The organism is Undibacterium sp. GW821-FHT11B02, assembly GCF_058808955.1.
The window spans coordinates 1-16,621 of record NZ_JBXASD010000011.1 but is presented as its reverse complement, the minus strand read 5'-3'; the positions used below and the strand labels follow the sequence as shown (position 1 = coordinate 16,621).

At 51.1% G+C, this 16,621-nt stretch carries 15 protein-coding genes and 1 pseudogene; 4 read left to right on the top strand and 12 right to left on the bottom strand.

Annotation, left to right across the window (positions count from 1 at the left end):
* Positions 1–41 precede the first annotated feature (41 nt).
* Together AC1RVX_RS21975 and AC1RVX_RS21970 are read right to left on the bottom strand one after the other, a co-directional pair.
* Positions 42–287 (bottom strand): hypothetical protein, encoded by a 246-nt coding sequence (locus tag AC1RVX_RS21975; RefSeq protein ID WP_493218715.1) that lies wholly within the window; start codon positions 285–287, stop codon positions 42–44.
* A complete protein-coding gene (locus tag AC1RVX_RS21970; protein WP_493218714.1) occupies positions 277–897 on the bottom strand; it encodes a hypothetical protein in 621 nt (206 codons plus the stop codon). The genes AC1RVX_RS21975 and AC1RVX_RS21970 overlap by 11 nt, the downstream gene beginning before the upstream one ends.
* 538 nt (positions 898–1,435) lie before the next feature.
* Between AC1RVX_RS21970 and AC1RVX_RS21965 the strand changes: the two genes are divergently transcribed.
* A complete protein-coding gene (locus tag AC1RVX_RS21965) occupies positions 1,436–1,888 on the top strand; it encodes a hypothetical protein (protein WP_493218713.1) in 453 nt (150 codons plus the stop codon).
* A gap of 225 nt (positions 1,889–2,113) precedes the next feature.
* On the opposite strand, the gene AC1RVX_RS21960 is transcribed toward AC1RVX_RS21965, so the two are convergent.
* From AC1RVX_RS21960 to AC1RVX_RS21920, 9 genes are all read right to left on the bottom strand, one after another.
* Positions 2,114–2,740 (bottom strand): GIY-YIG nuclease family protein, encoded by a 627-nt coding sequence (locus AC1RVX_RS21960; RefSeq protein ID WP_493218712.1) that lies wholly within the window; start codon positions 2,738–2,740, stop codon positions 2,114–2,116.
* Positions 2,741–2,797: 57 nt separating this feature from the next.
* Positions 2,798–3,838 carry an L-threonylcarbamoyladenylate synthase gene (locus AC1RVX_RS21955; RefSeq protein WP_493218711.1) on the bottom strand — a complete coding sequence of 347 codons (1,041 nt, stop codon included), beginning with the start codon at positions 3,836–3,838 and terminating at the stop codon, positions 2,798–2,800.
* Positions 3,835–5,055: a 5-(carboxyamino)imidazole ribonucleotide synthase gene (locus AC1RVX_RS21950; RefSeq protein WP_493218710.1), complete on the bottom strand. Its 1,221-nt coding sequence runs from the start codon at positions 5,053–5,055 to the stop codon at positions 3,835–3,837. The genes AC1RVX_RS21955 and AC1RVX_RS21950 overlap by 4 nt, the downstream gene beginning before the upstream one ends.
* A 285-nt stretch (positions 5,056–5,340) precedes the next feature.
* A complete protein-coding gene (gene purE / locus AC1RVX_RS21945) occupies positions 5,341–5,838 on the bottom strand; it encodes a 5-(carboxyamino)imidazole ribonucleotide mutase (protein WP_493218882.1) in 498 nt (165 codons plus the stop codon).
* Positions 5,839–5,840: 2 nt separating this feature from the next.
* Entirely contained in the window at positions 5,841–6,737 is an 897-nt protein-coding gene (locus tag AC1RVX_RS21940) for a phosphoribosylaminoimidazolesuccinocarboxamide synthase (RefSeq protein ID WP_493218709.1), read from the bottom strand.
* Between the two features lie 262 nt (positions 6,738–6,999).
* Positions 7,000–8,064 (bottom strand): class II fructose-bisphosphate aldolase, encoded by a 1,065-nt coding sequence (gene fba / locus AC1RVX_RS21935; RefSeq protein ID WP_422973293.1) that lies wholly within the window; start codon positions 8,062–8,064, stop codon positions 7,000–7,002.
* Between the two features lie 56 nt (positions 8,065–8,120).
* Positions 8,121–9,554, bottom strand: a complete 1,434-nt coding sequence (gene pyk, locus AC1RVX_RS21930; RefSeq protein WP_493218708.1) for a pyruvate kinase — start codon at positions 9,552–9,554, stop codon at positions 8,121–8,123.
* A gap of 218 nt (positions 9,555–9,772) precedes the next feature.
* Positions 9,773–10,966 (bottom strand): phosphoglycerate kinase, encoded by a 1,194-nt coding sequence (locus AC1RVX_RS21925; protein ID WP_493218707.1) that lies wholly within the window; start codon positions 10,964–10,966, stop codon positions 9,773–9,775.
* A 542-nt stretch (positions 10,967–11,508) separates the two neighbouring features.
* A complete protein-coding gene (locus AC1RVX_RS21920) occupies positions 11,509–11,781 on the bottom strand; it encodes a DUF2798 domain-containing protein (RefSeq protein ID WP_493218706.1) in 273 nt (90 codons plus the stop codon).
* Between the two features lie 262 nt (positions 11,782–12,043).
* Between AC1RVX_RS21920 and ftrA the strand changes: the two genes are divergently transcribed.
* On the top strand, positions 12,044–13,015 hold the full coding sequence (gene ftrA, locus AC1RVX_RS21915) for a transcriptional regulator FtrA (RefSeq protein ID WP_493218705.1): 972 nt from the start codon (positions 12,044–12,046) through the stop codon (positions 13,013–13,015).
* Positions 13,016–13,401: 386 nt separating this feature from the next.
* Here the strand turns inward: ftrA and AC1RVX_RS21910 are convergent, their stop codons facing one another.
* Positions 13,402–14,442, bottom strand: a complete 1,041-nt coding sequence (locus AC1RVX_RS21910) for a glucokinase (protein WP_493218704.1) — start codon at positions 14,440–14,442, stop codon at positions 13,402–13,404.
* A gap of 914 nt (positions 14,443–15,356) precedes the next feature.
* Between AC1RVX_RS21910 and AC1RVX_RS21905 the strand changes: the two genes are divergently transcribed.
* Together AC1RVX_RS21905 and AC1RVX_RS21900 are read left to right on the top strand one after the other, a co-directional pair.
* Positions 15,357–16,025, top strand: a complete 669-nt coding sequence (locus tag AC1RVX_RS21905; RefSeq protein WP_493218703.1) for an energy transducer TonB — start codon at positions 15,357–15,359, stop codon at positions 16,023–16,025.
* A 162-nt stretch (positions 16,026–16,187) separates the two neighbouring features.
* A pseudogene (locus AC1RVX_RS21900) lies at positions 16,188–16,621 on the top strand (MotA/TolQ/ExbB proton channel family protein); the annotation flags it as partial.

Below are 16,621 nucleotides of genomic sequence, written 5' to 3'. Positions count from 1 at the left end.
ACACCAACAGCAGCCTGTAGCCAATGATACACAGCATCCACTCAGGGTTTGCGTCCCATTCGGGCCGATGGCTCAATAGCCGCCTCGACACCACGTTCCCCGTGCAGGTCAGTATCAACCTGACCTTGCTGCAAATCACGCAAGGCTTGCTTCATGACTTTGCGTAGCTTTACCCTGTCGTCAGTCGTTTCATCCCGTTCATGCGGCAACATGGCTTTGCCACCCTGCCTGGTCATGTCAGGGTCGCGTGTACTGTGATGCTTTTCGGCTTTACCTTTATAGTTCACGACCAGTCACTCCCTGCTCTAGAGCCTGCTGTTCCACTGTAGCTTGCTCGACAGGTAAAATAAATTTTGGCGGCTGCAAGGGGTCAAAATCATGCCAGTTGCCAGCTGTAATCGTGCCTTCGCCCGTTTCAATCTGGTCAGCACCAAGACCCCGTAATACCGTGACCACATCATCTGCCCGCTCTGGGCCATTAACGCTGACGGCGACCATCATGCCGGAATGACGCACAGTTGCGGCATTTTCTGCATCATCTTTGGCATCTCCTTTTTCTTTCATCTGCGACAAGCCACCGATCAGTGAGCCGACATGCGCCCCGATCAGGGTGCCCAAAGCAGCACTCACTGGCCCTGCAACAGGAATACCAATAATCCCCACCGCAGCGCCAACTGCGCCACCCGCTGTTGCCCCACCAACTGCGCCAGCACCAGCGTCCTTGGAACCGGGTGATTCATCACGATCACCACCCAACTTATACATATCATGCTGCCCGGGCGGATTGAGATAAAAGGAGCTGATCTGGTTCTCTGAAAAACCAATCGCCACCAATTGATGTATGGCCTGCTGCACCTGATCCTGCAGTTGCAATCGTCCGGCAATGATATGTGCCATGCTGTTTCCCTGTTCTGATTGGTGTCTCCCCTGTATTGCCACAAACGAAGTGGGCTATGAAGAAACGCATGTTGTCAGAATAATGGGCAAATGAAGAGAGTATCTGTACGTTAGCGTACGCTGCCCACTGCTTACAGAATTGGGGGCCAACTTCACGTTACACAGAACCGCGTTCCTGTTGGACAAAGATTTTATTAGCAAATGTGCGCTAGCACGCAGAAATAGCGCGCGCTAGCGACTACTCTCATACTAGAACTCATTTCATCAATAGGGATGAGTGCGAGCAAGGCGATTCGGGGTGCAGTGCAAGGCGTAAGGTGTGTACCCTGCGCAGCTAAGGCTGGTGCCTTAGCAAGCGCGATGTTACAACCTTACGCTGCAATGCGCCCGCGAAGTGTCAATGCGGCCAGCTCCCGGAGGGTTTGCCTCATAACGCGTGCTGGACTGCGTTATGAGGCAAACGCATCTCACCCCTATTGATGAAATGAGTTCTAGTGACAAGATTACAGAATTTTTACCATTTCAATGAGGTCATGCCATGAAGCACTATCAAGCAAACGCCACTTCCGTCAATTCTCAGCGTCAATGCTCACGCACGCGTGCTACCCCAAAAGCAGCTATCTTGATTGCCGGAATCATTTCCTCCTTCCTTCTCGTTAATATGGGCGTCGCGGCGGATCGCGAAGATAGCAGCCCTCGCTCACGTTACGAATATGAACGGAGTATCTGTAACAAAGGCCAATCCAATCAATCCAAGGAAACCTGCCTGCGGGAGGCAGGTGCCGCCAGACAGGAACTTCGGTCGGGCAGGCTCACCTCAGAAAACGATGAGCAACTCCAGCGTAACCGCGAACGTCGCTGCGATGCACATTCGTCGTCAGACCGGGAATACTGCCTGCAACGTATGCGAGGAGAAGGAACGCAATCCGGCAGTGCAGAACGCGGCGGCATCTTGCGCGAACTGACTGTGACGGTCAAGCCAGAGCATTGAGTATTAAAAAAACAGATAAACTCGCACCTGTTTGTCTAAGGCATGCGGATGCGAGTTTATTAATGTATCTGGAGCAAATTAACGTGTGTATGATTACACTACAATAATCGTATCTATGCAGCAGTCTAAGAGCTACGGTGATTTGGGTGCGTTGCAACACACCGATCAATGAATAAAATTTTCGATACAGCAAATACTAAACTGAACTCATCGTATTAACATTTCTTATTTGCCTGAAGTGTTCAGTACACGAAGATGTATATCGACAATTTGATCAATAAATTCGAGTGCGTCTTCACTAAAAAATTCTCTTCCATTGCTCAGTCTATAAGGTGCAAGAAGCTTATGAAGTGATTGCTCTAGTTCAAAATAATTTCTGACTTTATAGGATTTGATCTCCTCAAATTTGAAAGGAGATCCGGTTGTATACAATTGATTAATTCGTGTTTCCAATTCCTGCGTAGTAAATCCGATTTTGATAATTTTCTTGCCGTCCGCCGTAAATACGCCACTGGACAAAACATATACGACTCCTAGATCCTGGAGCAAATCGTCAGGTAAACTCTCATCTTGAAGTGAGTCAGCCGATTCTGAATTATCGATGAGGGAAATGGTATACGGTTTTACTGAGTTATTAATTGAATACTTATCACTTTTTTTAACATAGCCGTATATTGGCGCAAGAAGTGCATGATCTAAATTACTGTAATTGCCTCTAGCAACATTTTCTTTTGCTTTATCAGTTCCATAGAGTTCAGGAAATCGTTGCTTAATAATATCCTTGATTTCCTGCGGGGTTAGTGATTTATTGGATCTCTTTACTACTTCATCAATCGCTTGAGTAAGTTTCATTTTATCTATCCCATGTAAACTGTATTTTGTCGAAGCATGAGTTACGTAGGTGCCAGATCAGGCATGATCAAGCAAACCCTTCAACACATCCCGCGAATCAAACGCCGCCCTGCGCAAACGATCATTCACGCCTTGCCAGTCTTTGTCCTGCGGCAGTGCTTCTACCAAAATCAGGTCAGCATTCGCATGATCAAGTTCACGCAAACCTGCATACAGGTCATGCGCGTATCCTATTGGGTCGGCAGGCAGGTGGCGCCAGGCTTCGGCGTGGATGGCGGGGTGGGCCTGGTAGCTCATGAGGGCGAGCTTTTTGTTTTTGGCGTGCAGGCGGTTGACAATGTCGTCCAGCTCTGCGGCTTCGACCAATATCACTGGAGTATGCGGTGCGTAGTGGGCGTCAAGTGTTCCGGACGCACGGGGGGCTTCGGCGTCAGGCGCTGCAGGGGTTGTGCCCAGTACCGCCGCCATTTGCGCTACGGTGATGTGGCCGGGGCGCAGCAGCACGGGGCCGTGGGTGGCCAGGCGGCTGAGGTCCACGATGGTGGATTCTATTCCGACTTCGCTCTGGCCGCCGTCAAGTATGCTGGCAATGAGGCCGCCGGGTTGCGTCTCTTGCTCGAACTCTTCCTCAACGTGCGCTGCCGTTGTAGGGCTGACGTGGCCAAATTTATTGGCTGATGGTGCTGCAACCCCACCCTTGCCTGCCTTGAAGGCCCGAAAGAGTTCTTGCGCGACGGGATGGGATGGGCAGCGTATGCCAACAGTGTCTTGCCCACCAGAGACAGCATCTGGAATATGGTCAGCACGTTTTAAAATCAGCGTCAGTGGGCCGGGCCAGAAGGCGGCGATGAGCTTGTGTGCTTCTGCCGGGATGTCCTTGGCCCAGTAGCTGATATCAGCCCCGGGTGCGACATGGACGATAACCGGGTGGTTCGACGGGCGACCCTTGGCGGCGTAGATATTGGCGACGGCTGCCGGGTTTTCTGCATCGGCACCCAGGCCGTAGACGGTTTCGGTCGGGAAGGCGACCAGTTGACCGCGTTCCAGTGCTTGCGCTGCTTCTACAATGGCGTCAGGTGTGCACGCTAATGACTTCATGCCCACTCCGGTGCTGCTATACCGAGGATGGCGCAAGCTTTGGTCAGGTTGGTCTGTGCCTCTGCCATGCTTGGTGCGACAAAGGTGATGTGCCCCATCTTGCGGGCGCGCCGGGCTTCTGCCTTGCCGTACAGGTGCAGGTGGGCACCGGGCAATGCCAGCACTTGATCCCAGGCTGGTTCACGCATATTGTCGGTGTCGCCTTCATACCAGACATCACCAAGGATATTGAGCATGGCTGCTGGCGAATGCTGGCGCGTATCACCCAACGGCAATTGCGCCAGCGCCCTGACTTGCTGCTGGAACTGGCTGGTGACGCAAGCGTCTATGGTGTAATGGCCGCTATTGTGCGGGCGAGGTGCCATTTCATTGACCACCAGGCTACCATCTTTGAGTACAAAAAATTCTATGCACAACACGCCTACATAACCCATCTCTGCAATGATATGCAGGGCGGCAGCTTGTGCCTTGTTGGCGACATCTGCTGAAACATGAGCACTGGGGGCGATGGTGGTGAACAAGATACCGTCACGGTGGACGTTTTCTGCAATCGGGTACACAACAGCCTCGCCATCGACACCGCGAGCGACGAGTACCGACACTTCATACGCCAGCGGCAGCATTTTTTCCAATACGCAGACCTGACCATTCATGCCAGCAAAGGCTGCGGCAAGTTCAGCACGATCGCGCACACGTACCTGGCCTTTGCCATCGTAACCCATTCGTACCGTCTTCAGGATACCCGGCAAAAGTTCATCTTTGACGCTGGCAATATCATTTTGATTGGCAATGCCCCAGTGCGGTGCCGGGTACACATGCGTAGTCGCACCACAACGAGTGAAAAAATGTTTTTCTGCAAGACGATCCTGGGCTATGGAAACGCAGGCTGCTGCCGGTGCCACAAAGCTGGTTTGCGCGAGCAGACTAAGGCTGTCTGCCGGGACGTTTTCAAATTCGGTAGTAACGGCTTTGCTGAGCTTGGCCAGCGCCGTCAAGCCAGATTGGTTTTCATAGCCTGCGTGCACATGCTGGTCTGCCACTTGCGCGGCTGGGCAACCTGCCTCCGGTTCCAGAACGGCCACCTGGTAACCCATGGCTTGCGCCGCCTGGGCAAACATGCGGCCCAGTTGGCCGCCACCCATGATGCCAAGGCAACTGTTGGGGGTATTGGGTAACAATGGTTGGCGTGGTTGTGCTGGCTGTGGATGAGTGGTCATGGTAGTGATTTCAAACTAGGAATCGTTTGTACACAATAGTACAAACCAAATGAGATACGGATATTTATGCAGATCGAAATCCAGGTTGCGATATCAAGTTTTGTAAATCAGATCGTGCAATTTGATTGGGCCGTGAACGTAGGTCTGGCCGGGCCTCGTGCCCAACAGCGGGCCTCAATGAGCGTACAGGTCATTTAAATGCCGAGTGTTGGGCTGGTAAAACGCAGCCCAACCTACAAAGCTAACTCAGCCTACAAAATTAACCCAATACACGATCATTCACACTCAAACCGGCAACACCATATCGCGTGCAACTTGCGTTTGCTTTTCGCGGAACTCGATCAACCTCGCTGCCAGTGCATCATCAGTCGTCGCCAGCATCGCAATCGCGGCCAACGCGGCGTTTGCTGCACCTGCCTCGCCTATTGCAAACGTCGCCACCGGTATGCCTTTTGGCATTTGCACGATGGACAACAGCGAGTCTTCACCACGCAGGTATTTGGATGGCACAGGCACACCCAATACTGGCACGATGGTTTTGGCGGCAATCATGCCTGGCAAGTGCGCAGCACCACCGGCACCGGCGATGATGGCGCGCAGGCCGCGTTCGCGGGCGGTTTCTGCATACGCAAACATTTCATCCGGCATGCGGTGGGCAGAGACGACCTTGGCTTCAAAGCCTATGCCAAATTCCTTGAGGATGGCGACGGCGTTTTGCATCACGTCCCAGTCAGATGATGAACCCATGACGACGCCGACAACAACTTTATTTGTGGTGGTCATCATCAGTCCTTCAAGCTTTCGCCAGTCAGGCGTTCCAGCGCTTCACGGTATTTGGCAGCAGTTTTTTGCACAACTTCATCTGGCAGGGCTGGTGCTGGGGCGGTCTTTTTCCAACTGGTGATGGTTTCCAGATAATCACGCACGAACTGTTTGTCAAAAGACGGTGGTGAAATGCCAGTGGCATAAGAATCAGCAGGCCAGAAGCGGGAAGAATCGGCGGTCAGCACTTCATCCATCAAATGCAGGACGCCATTGTCGTCAAGACCAAATTCAAACTTGGTGTCGGCAATGATGATGCCACGGGTAGCAGCATATTCAGCTGCTTCGGTGTACAACTGTATGCTGATGTCGCGGATCTTGGCGGCCAGTTCTGCCCCTATACGTTGTTCGGTTTCTGCATAGCTGATGTTTTCATCATGCTCGCCCATTTCTGCCTTGGCAGCCGGGGTAAAGATAGGTGCTGGCAACTTGGCTGCCTGTGGCAGGCCTGCTGGCAATTGTATGCCGCAGATCGCGCCTGTATCCTGGTAATCTTTCCAGCCAGAGCCGATGATATAGCCACGGACTACGGCTTCTACCATGATGGGTTTCAGGCGTTTGGCGACAACTGCACGACCTTTGACCTGTGCCACTTCATCGGCAGCAACCACGGATTCTGGGGTGATGCCGGTCAGATGGTTAGGGACGATGTGGCCGAGCTTTTCAAACCAGAAATTCGCCATCTGGTTCAGCACACGCCCCTTGTCAGGAATGGGTTCATTCATGATGACATCGAATGCCGACAGGCGGTCACTGGTGACGATGAGCAGCTTGTCGTCGCCAACAGCATAATTGTCACGGACTTTGCCACGGCCCAGCAAAGGCAGGGAATGAAGAGTGGAATTGATTTGCGTAGTCATGAGGGATTTCTTTATTTCGATCTGGATAGGGTTTACACAAAATTGTTGGTGGATTGATAGGCATATCTCGTAGGTTGGGCCCAGCCCAACACTGGATCTCAACAAACGTATACGTTATTTAAACGCCGAGTGTTGGGCTGGTAAGGCGTAGCCCAACCTACATTTATAGCCCAACCTACGAAATTGCTACCACCACCAATTTTGTCTAAACCCTGAACTTCCTCACCCCGGCTCGCACCGGGTTGAGGAAACAAACTTAATCTTAATTGACGATCTGCGCCAAAGCGCCTTTCTTGTATTGCTCTGCTACTTTTTCCAGAGCCATAGGCTTGATCTTGCCTGCCTGGCCTTCGCAACCGAAAGACAAATAACGTGCCTTACAGACCAGCTTGGCAGCTTCACGTGCTGGTTTCAGGTAATCGCGTGGATCAAACTTGGATGGATTTTCAAACATGTAGCGACGGATCGCGCCTGTCATCGCCAGACGGATGTCGGTGTCGATGTTGATCTTGCGTACACCGTTCTGGATGCCGATGACAATTTCTTCTACCGGCACGCCATAGGTTTCTTTCATGTCACCACCGAACTGGCGGATTTCATCCAGCAGTTCTTGCGGTACAGAAGAAGAACCGTGCATTACCAGATGGGTGTTAGGAATACGCTGGTGGATTTCTTTGATGCGGTCTATCGCCAGGATATCGCCAGTAGGCTTGCGCGAGAATTTGTAGGCACCGTGGGACGTACCGATCGCAATCGCCAATGCATCACACTGGGTTTGCTTGACGAAGTCAGCGGCTTGCTGCACGTCGGTCAGCAATTGTTCACGTGTCATTTTGCCGTCAGCACCGTGACCGTCTTCCTTATCCCCCATCATGGTTTCCAGAGAACCGAGCACACCCAGTTCCGCCTCTACCGTGACGCCGATGGAGTGGGAAAACTTGACCACTTCACGCGATACTTCGACGTTGTATTCATAGCTGGCGACGCTCTTGCCGTCTTCCATCAGAGAACCATCCATCATCACCGACGTAAAGCCGGATTTGATAGCGGCCATGCAGACTGCAGGCGACTGGCCATGGTCCTGGTGCATGACGACGGGGATGTGCGGGTAAGCTTCTACCGCTGCTTCAATCAGATGACGCAGGAATGCTTCGCCAGCATATTTGCGCGCACCGGCAGACGCTTGCATGATAACAGGCGCACCAACTTCATCGGCTGCCTGCATGATGGCGGTGACCTGCTCCAGATTGTTGACGTTGAAAGCTGGCAGGCCATAACCGTTTTCGGCGGCATGGTCCAGCAATTGACGCATGGATACGAGAGGCATAATTAACTCCAGATTGCTATAAAAAAATCTTTGCCCTTAAGTCATACTTAACGGGCTTAATTCTCGCCGACCCTGACAATTTTCATTGCGTTGGTGCCACCGACTTGTCCCATGGGCTCACCCCAGGTCACCACGATCATGTCACCTTTGGCGACAACATCGTGTTTCAGCAAGACAGTTTCGGCAGACTTCAACACCACTTCTCTATCGGCAGAGTATGGCAGGTTGAAAGTCTGGACATTGCGGTACAGGGCTGCCTTACGCTGGGTCGCTATGCTAGGGGTAAGTGCAAACAGCGGCACGTCCACACTATGGCGACTCATCCACAAGGCAGTGGAACCCGATTCGGTCAGGGCCACGATGGCTTTCACACCCAGGTGATGGGCAGTGAACAACGCGCCATAAGCGATGGACTGGTCGATACGGGTAAAGGTCATGTTGAGGAAATCAGCATCAAGCTTGTTTTCCTGGAATTTTTCAGCTTCCAGGCAAATCAGCGACATCGCTTCCACGGTTTCTATCGGGTATTTGCCAGATGCGGTTTCTGCAGATGTCATAACGGCATCCGTGCCATCCAGCACGGCATTGGCCACGTCTGATACTTCAGCACGGGTAGGCACGGCATTGACGATCATGGATTCCATCATCTGAGTAGCAGTAATCGCCACCTTGTTGGAAGCACGGGCCATTTTGATCATGCGTTTTTGCAAGGCTGGCACAGCGGCATTGCCGACTTCCACAGCCAGGTCACCACGCGCGACCATGATGCCATCTGATGCATCCAGAATTTCTTGCAACAACGGGATCGCTTCAGCACGCTCGATCTTGGCGATCATCATTGGTTTGTGGTTGTAAGGCTCTCCAGCGATGTTCGAAAGCTGTCTTGCCATTTCCATGTCTGTTGCATTTTTTGGGAAAGACACGGCAATGTAATCTGCCTGGAAAGACATCGCGGTCTTGATGTCTTCCATATCCTTGCCGGTCAGTGCTGGCGCTGTCAGGCCACCACCCTGACGGTTGATGCCCTTGTTGTTGGACAACTCGCCACCAATCTTGGTGACGGTATGGATTTCATTGCCAACAACTTTTTCGACGACCAGCACAATCAGGCCATCGTTCAGCAACAGCAAATCACCATTTCTGACATCACGCGGCAGGGCTTTGTAATCAAGGCCAACACGCTCTTGTGTACCCATGGTGCAGTCGGCATCGAGGATGAACTTGTCACCGTTTTCCAGATGGATGCGGGAATTTTCAAACTTGCCAATACGGATTTTTGGGCCCTGCAAATCCGCCATGATGGCGATTTCACGACCACACTCTGCTGCTGCCTGGCGCACCATGGTAGCCCGGTCTATATGATCCTGCGCCTTGCCATGCGAAAAATTCAGCCTCACCACATTTACCCCGGCTTGTATCATACGCTTGAGCGTTGGCAAGTCATTTGAAGCTGGGCCTATGGTGGCAACAATCTTGGTGGCACGTGACATCTGATCTCCTGAAAATTTTTTATATGTTAATTACATAAAACCTGAAAGCTGATTAAGACCGAAAAGCTCACCACAGAGACACAGAGGCGGCACAGAGGGCCACAGAGAAAATCTAATACTTTCAAAAGTATTACTTAAGCACTAAAGCTTTTCTCTTGCCTTTCTCTGTGTCTCCGTGTCTCTGTGATTAAGGGCCTTGGTCTTGATCTTGAATCAAATTATTTCACAGCACGTTGCAACAAAATTTCTACTGCTGGCAAGGTTTTGCCTTCCAGGAATTCGAGGAAAGCGCCGCCGCCTGTCGAGATATAGCCTACCTTGTCCGCGATGTTGTACTTGGCAATCGCCGCCAGGGTATCGCCACCACCAGCGATGGAAAAACCACTGGAATCCGCAATCGCCTGCGCCAGCACCTTGGTGCCATTGCCGAACTGGTCGAATTCAAATACGCCTACCGGGCCGTTCCAGACGATGGTACCAGCTTTCTTGATCTGTTCTGCCAGCAAGGCTGCAGTGGTTGGGCCGATGTCAAGAATCATGTCATCGTCTTGTACATCCGCCACCGCCTTGACTGTTGCCACTGCAGTTGGCGAGAATTCTTTAGCGCAGACGACATCAGTAGGAATTGGCACAGAGGCACCGCGCTTGGCCATCATGTCGATGATGGCCTTTGCTTCTTCGACCAGATCTGCTTCAGCCAGCGATTTGCCGATTTTGAGGCCAGACGCCAGCATGAAAGTATTGGCAATACCACCGCCAACGATGAGGTTATCAACCTTGTCAGCCAGGGATTTCAAAATCGTCAGCTTGCTGGATACTTTGGAACCAGCAACGATAGCCACCAGTGGGCGCGCCGGATGGCCCAGCGCCTTACCCAATGCATCCAGTTCGGCTGACAGCAATGGGCCAGCGCAAGCTACAGGAGCAAACTTGGCGATGCCGTGGGTAGTTGCTTCTGCACGATGAGCTGTACCAAAGGCGTCATTGACATACACATCACACAGCGCAGCCATCTTTTGTGCCAGTGCATCATCGTTTTTCTTTTCACCCTTGTTGACGCGGCAGTTTTCCAGCAAGACCACCTGCCCTGGCGCTACGTCAACACCATCAACCCAGTTTTGCTTGAGTTCTACGACCACGCCCAATAATTCTGATAAACGTTTCGCCACAGGTGCCAGCGTATCTTCCGCCTTGAATTCACCTTCTGTCGGACGGCCCAGATGCGAAGTTACCATCACTGCTGCCCCCGCCTGCAAAGCCTGCTGTATCGCTGGCACCGAAGCGCGGATACGGGTATCTTCGGTAATATTGCCGTTATCGTCCTGTGGAACGTTCAAATCGGCGCGGATGAAAACACGTTTACCCTGAAGCTGGTTGGCTGCGATCAGGTCACTGAGTCGGTTGAATTGCATCGTGATATGGAATTGGCAAGGTTGAAGGGTGGCGATCCTGTCTGTGCCAGTCGGGACAATGACATGACGCCAAGATAAGTATTGCAAAAGTCCTCAGCCCGCTATTTTACCAAAGGCAAGTGGCAGACCATACCGTTTTGAGTGTGTTTTGCGAGTTTAATGCAGAGTTTAATGTCAAATTAACATTTATTATGCAAAATTATTATTCTGCTGCACCTGATGGGCAGCATTCCACCCCTCGAAGAGTAACTTGCGCGACAGGAGCACATACGTGCTTTTGTTGATTTACCAAATTAGTATGCGGGGTTTAATCGCAATGTTTACTGGTGATTTCTGCAAGGGATAACAATCAAAGAAGCGTAAGTTACGCCTCACATGCCATCGTTCCGGAGACCGCTGAGGTCTGGCTACATGTTGCCCGGTTCAATCCCAATACTGTATGTACATTTTACAATGCATCTATTCGTCAAAATATGATTGCAGGCCGGGAATAACCCGGCAGCGACTCCCTTTTCTTGCCTTCTACAATACAGGTTAAATTTTTATTGAGGTGCTTCGACCACCAACAAGGTCAGGCGTCTTACCAGAGGCAATACCAGCAATAGCACAGGAAACGCAAACACCCATGACAGCAACCAGGATCCCACCCATATTTCGAGGAAATGGTCTGCCAGGCCCACACCACGCAAGGTACTGATCAGCGAAACGATACAGGTCATCAATACCGATAGAAAAAAAGGCATGACGAAAGCTGCGTAGCGTGCAGGCAATTTGCGCATAGGTGTTGCAGAAGAAGAGTTTTTTTGAGATTTCATAAAAGTTCCATAAGCCGGCCCAGCAGACGCCTGCTCATCCATGAAAGATGAACATCTGGCTCCGGACCAGTCCGGCGGCAGTTGGCGCGTTGCTTGACGTAAACGCTTACGGCAACTTGGGGAAGTTGTGCACTGCCAGTGTAGTTGTCGCTGATCCAAAAGTAAACAGTTATGCGCCCACACCTTGCGTGGACAAGCACATCCAGAAACGTAATCTGCGGTAAGATTTTGTCATGAAGACTCCCTCAATGAAAAACAAGTCATGAAGAAACACCTTGTTGTTGCCCTAGCTTATGATCAATTGTGCACCTTTGAATTTGGCTGCACGGTGGAATTGTTTGCGCTGCATCGTCCTGAGCTAAATGTGGATTGGTATGACTTCGCTGTCTGTGCCATGGAAGCAGGCAAATTACGGGCTGCAGGTGGCATCAGCGTAGAAGTGCCATATGACCTGAACATGCTGGACCAGGCCAACACCATCATCATCCCCGGCTGGCGCGATGCTGATGAAATGCCACCACCAGCTATACTGGAAAAAATCCGCGCAGCCTATGCGCGTGGCGCAAGAATTTGCAGTATCTGTTCCGGCGTTTTCATCCTCGCAGCAGCCGGCATACTGGATGGTAAGACAGTGACAACTCACTGGCGCTATGCTGAAAAATTACTGAAGCGCTACCCGTCCATTCACGTGGAAGCGAATGCATTGTATGTGGATCAGGGGCAGATATTAAGTTCGGCAGGCTCAGCCGCCGGTTTGGATATGCTGCTGCATCTTGTACGCAAAGATTATGGTGCCAGGGTCGCCAACCTGGTGGCGCAAAGACTGGTGGTACCGCCGCACCGTGAAGGCGGGCAGGCACAGTTTGTACCACGCCCCATGCCCAGCGACGAACATGCGCGCCTGGCGAAACTGATGGACTGGATCAGATTGCACCCTGCCCTGCCGCACAACCTGACATCAATGGCAGAAAAGGCTGCGATGAGTACACGCACGCTACAACGCCAGTTCAAGGAATCAACTGGCATGGCGCCGGGTGAATGGTTGATACGCGAACGTGTCGCTATCGCCAAGGAATTGCTGGAATCACCACACACCAGCCTGACACAGGTGGCCGACCTGGCCGGTTTTGGTTCCGAAGAATCGCTGCGCCGCCACTTCCGCCGCATAGTAGCGAACAGTCCAGGCAATTATCGCAAGCAATTTGCTGACGTATTGGTAGCTATACCGGATTAAAATCGCCTCGCCACACCTGTAATGATTGATTTTCTTAGGCCGTATCGTCTATCCTGAAATAAATTCCACCTCGTACTGGCTAATATGAAAATCAAATATGTCGCCGCAGCCATCTTGATGGCAATTACTCTGGGTTCAGTATTGTATGGCATGGTTGATCTGCACACAGCGTCATCTGGCGAAAAGACATCCTCTGCCAAGTGACAAGTGCAGGGAAAATGAGTAACCAAGCACACAACGCAGTTCAGCATGCAGTCCGTTGTGGCTGACGAAGAATGGACAAAAAAAGGGCTGCACGCCACGCGTACAGCCCTGTCAAGCGCACTGCAAAACATCCTGCTCACTAAAACTCAGACCAGAAAATAATTAAGCGTACCCACGGTGCATCAGACATAAGCCGTGTGATCAGCCGCTGACAACCGCTCACTCAAAATGGCAGACACACCTAAAAAAGCCGGGTACTCTGCAGTAATCAAGAAAGTCGGTATCTGTGCAAGATAGTTGGCAAAACGCCCTTTCGCTTCAAAACGCTGGCGAAACGCAGACGTGTTGAAAAATTCACCCAGACGCGGCACAATGCCGCCACCTATATACACACCACCAGTAGCACCCAGAGTCATCGCCAGATTGCCAGCGATGGTCCCCAACATCGCACAAAAATATTCAACTGTGCGGACACACACGGGACAACTGCCAGCCAGCGCACGCCGCGTGATATCAGCTGCATTCAAGTCTTCCGGGTTGCCTGCCTGATCAATAAGCGACAGGGCGCGATACATGATTTCCAGCCCCATGCCAGAAATCAGGCGCTCGGCAGATACATGCGCATATTCTTTGCGAACATAACGCAGGATATCTATTTCGGTATCATCTGCTGGCGAGAATGAGACATGACCGCCTTCACTACACAAAGGTATCCAGCGCTGCCCCGCAGGAATAATGCCAGATACACCCAAACCAGTACCGGGTCCAATCAGACCGATAGCGCGCTGTGCTTGCGCCTTACCCCCACCAATCTGCAATTTCTCATGCACTGCCAAATGAGGTAAAGCCATCGCCAATGCGGTGAAATCATTCACCACCACCAGACTCTGAAAGCCGCACGCCTGGCGCAAAGCCCCTATGGAAAATGTCCAGTGATGGTTGGTCATACTCACCACATCCCCCTCTACCGGATTGGCGATGGCGATGGCAGCATGCTGCACGGCTTGCGGGCAAAGCGCCTTCACTTCCTCCCTGGCAAGATAGGCAGTAATCGCCGCTTGCAAATCAGGATAGGCATTGCAAGACAATACGGTAATCGCTTCAAAATGATGGTTTGCCGTTTCCAAGGCAAAGCGCGCATTGGTACCGCCGATGTCTGCCAGCAAACGTAGCTCTGCGCTACCAGGTTTTTTGGGATTTTCGATCAATATCTCAGCAGTCATATTTCCAGATCTGTTCTTTGCCCGTATCTTCAGGCAGCAATTATATGTAACAATACTACATAAAATGAAGGCGAATGTCTAACGGATTTGTACACCCGAAGATAAAATTTGAAAAATATTGTCGAAATTAGTATAAAATTAACGAAAATAAAACATGACTTACCTAATAATTATGTAGTAACACTACTTACTCAAAGATCATCATGCATTGCTTACAGCCTTTTCTCGTCAAAACCAATGGTGCTAGCAAGCATGTGCAGCCACCTCTTGATCAGATAAAAAAACACATCAACAATCTGGCCCCATAACAATTGAATACCCCATTTAATTGCCCATAAGCTCAAGTTCGATCTTGGCGGCAAAATCTCCATTCTTTATTTTCAGGATCAAAACCGCTACGCTGCTCAACTGACACGGCAACAAGTCATGCAAAACTTTTGGTCACTTCATTCATTTAAATCGACTAACGCTGCTTTTCAACAACAGACCACTTCAACTTACTTATCAGACATTCGCGAGGAACAAAAAAGTGAATAAGATGACTTCAAAATTGATCAGTGTCCTATGCCTTTTTTTGGGGCAAATATAAACAGAAAATCTTGTTTTGTTGGTGCATATTTGAAATTGCCAGTTGGCTAGCCCGGCACATCAAGCATGGTTCAAATATTGCTAAGTATCGACAACTTATTTTCGTCACAAATGCAAATAATCAAGGTTTTGATATTTAGGAGTCAAATTTGTTTATGAGTGCGGCAAATAAAGGCTGACAATCAAGTCCATGATCATTGACTGGAGGAATGAATTCCATACCCGGTACAAAAATATGGCAAGTTTTCAGCAAAGAAGCGTAAATTTTTCTTCAACAGCGGTTATTATTACCGCCTTCATATTCTAAGTTCGAGGAGACAACCGGAATGGATTTTTCAAATCGCCAGCAAGAGCCGGGAAAGAAATTTGTCGGATTAGGGCTGGTCATATTATTTCACGTGCTGGTGGTATATGCACTGGTGACAGGTCTGGCACGCAAGGCCATGGAAGTGGTAATCAAGCCGCTGGAAACCAAGATCGTGGAAGAGGTGAAGCCACCGCCACCACCACCAGACACACCACCACCGCCACCACCAAAACTGCTGGCACCGCCACCACCGTTCATTCCGCCACCGGAAGTTCAGGTACAGCAACCCGTACAGCAACAGCCGACCATCTCTGCCGTGTCCAACGTCAAGCCAGAGAACCCGGTCATGCCAAAGGGCCCGGCGCCTGCACCAGCAGTGGAAACCAAGGCAGCGGGGCCGTCCATCATCCCTGGTGTGATTGACTTCAACGTCGCTGGTTGCAAACCGGAATATCCACGTGCTTCACTGCGCAATGAAGAAACCGGTACCGTGCAATTGTCCGTGTTGATCGGTGCTGATGGTACAGTGGCCGACGTCAAGATCGACAAGTCCAGTGGCTTCCGTGGTCTCGACAATGCCGTACGTTCCCAATTGATGTCGGGTGCCTGCAAAAACAAACCAGGTACCGTCGATGGCAAACCGCAACAGACCTGGACCAAAGTCCAGTACGTCTGGAAGCTCGAGTAAGAAATCAGGCAAGAGCAGACCCGCTTGTTCAGGAAGTCTGCTCTACCCAGGCAAGACACAGTAAAAAAAAATAGCACTAGTAGTCGTAACAAATAAACCAAGTCGTACATAAAAACAGCAGTAAGCAATACCAACCTTATTTTGTTAAAAGGAAGCACCTCAATGAAAACCCGTTTCTCCGCATTCCTGGCTGCCACCCTCCTGGCCCTGACAGCCGCTGTTGCCGTCGCACCTGTATCCGCACAGGAATCCGCCTCCGCTGCTGCTTCTGCACCAGCTGCCGCCCCTGCCGCTGACGCTGCTGCGCCAGCACCTGCCCCAGCGGATGCTGGCGCTCCGGCCCCTGCACCTGCAGCCAAAGAAATGGTTGACAATCCATACGGCCTCGACGCCCTCTGGAAAACAGGTGACTTCGTTGCCAAAGGCACACTGATCATCATGGTCATCATGTCCATGGGTAGCTGGTACATCCTCATCACCAAAATCATCGACCAGGTCAAACTGTCTGGCCAGGCATCGGATGCCCGCGCCAAGTTCTGGAAAGCTGCCTCCGTACAAGCTGGTGCTTCTTCCCTGAAAGAAGGCAGCCCATTCCG

Bases quoted from the DNA above. Each gene is read 5' to 3' on its own strand.
- AC1RVX_RS21970 (WP_493218714.1), bottom strand. From the start codon at position 897: ATGGCACATATCATTGCCGGACGATTGCAACTGCAGGATCAGGTGCAG.
- AC1RVX_RS21965 (WP_493218713.1), top strand. From the start codon at position 1,436: ATGAAGCACTATCAAGCAAACGCCACTTCCGTCAATTCTCAGCGTCAA.
- AC1RVX_RS21960 (WP_493218712.1), bottom strand. From the start codon at position 2,740: ATGAAACTTACTCAAGCGATTGATGAAGTAGTAAAGAGATCCAATAAA.
- AC1RVX_RS21955 (WP_493218711.1), bottom strand. From the start codon at position 3,838: ATGAAGTCATTAGCGTGCACACCTGACGCCATTGTAGAAGCAGCGCAA.
- AC1RVX_RS21950 (WP_493218710.1), bottom strand. From the start codon at position 5,055: ATGACCACTCATCCACAGCCAGCACAACCACGCCAACCATTGTTACCC.
- purE (WP_493218882.1), bottom strand. From the start codon at position 5,838: ATGACCACCACAAATAAAGTTGTTGTCGGCGTCGTCATGGGTTCATCA.
- AC1RVX_RS21940 (WP_493218709.1), bottom strand. From the start codon at position 6,737: ATGACTACGCAAATCAATTCCACTCTTCATTCCCTGCCTTTGCTGGGC.
- fba (WP_422973293.1), bottom strand. From the start codon at position 8,064: ATGCCTCTCGTATCCATGCGTCAATTGCTGGACCATGCCGCCGAAAAC.
- pyk (WP_493218708.1), bottom strand. From the start codon at position 9,554: ATGTCACGTGCCACCAAGATTGTTGCCACCATAGGCCCAGCTTCAAAT.
- AC1RVX_RS21925 (WP_493218707.1), bottom strand. From the start codon at position 10,966: ATGCAATTCAACCGACTCAGTGACCTGATCGCAGCCAACCAGCTTCAG.
- AC1RVX_RS21920 (WP_493218706.1), bottom strand. From the start codon at position 11,781: ATGAAATCTCAAAAAAACTCTTCTTCTGCAACACCTATGCGCAAATTG.
- ftrA (WP_493218705.1), top strand. From the start codon at position 12,044: ATGAAGAAACACCTTGTTGTTGCCCTAGCTTATGATCAATTGTGCACC.
- AC1RVX_RS21910 (WP_493218704.1), bottom strand. From the start codon at position 14,442: ATGACTGCTGAGATATTGATCGAAAATCCCAAAAAACCTGGTAGCGCA.
- AC1RVX_RS21905 (WP_493218703.1), top strand. From the start codon at position 15,357: ATGGATTTTTCAAATCGCCAGCAAGAGCCGGGAAAGAAATTTGTCGGA.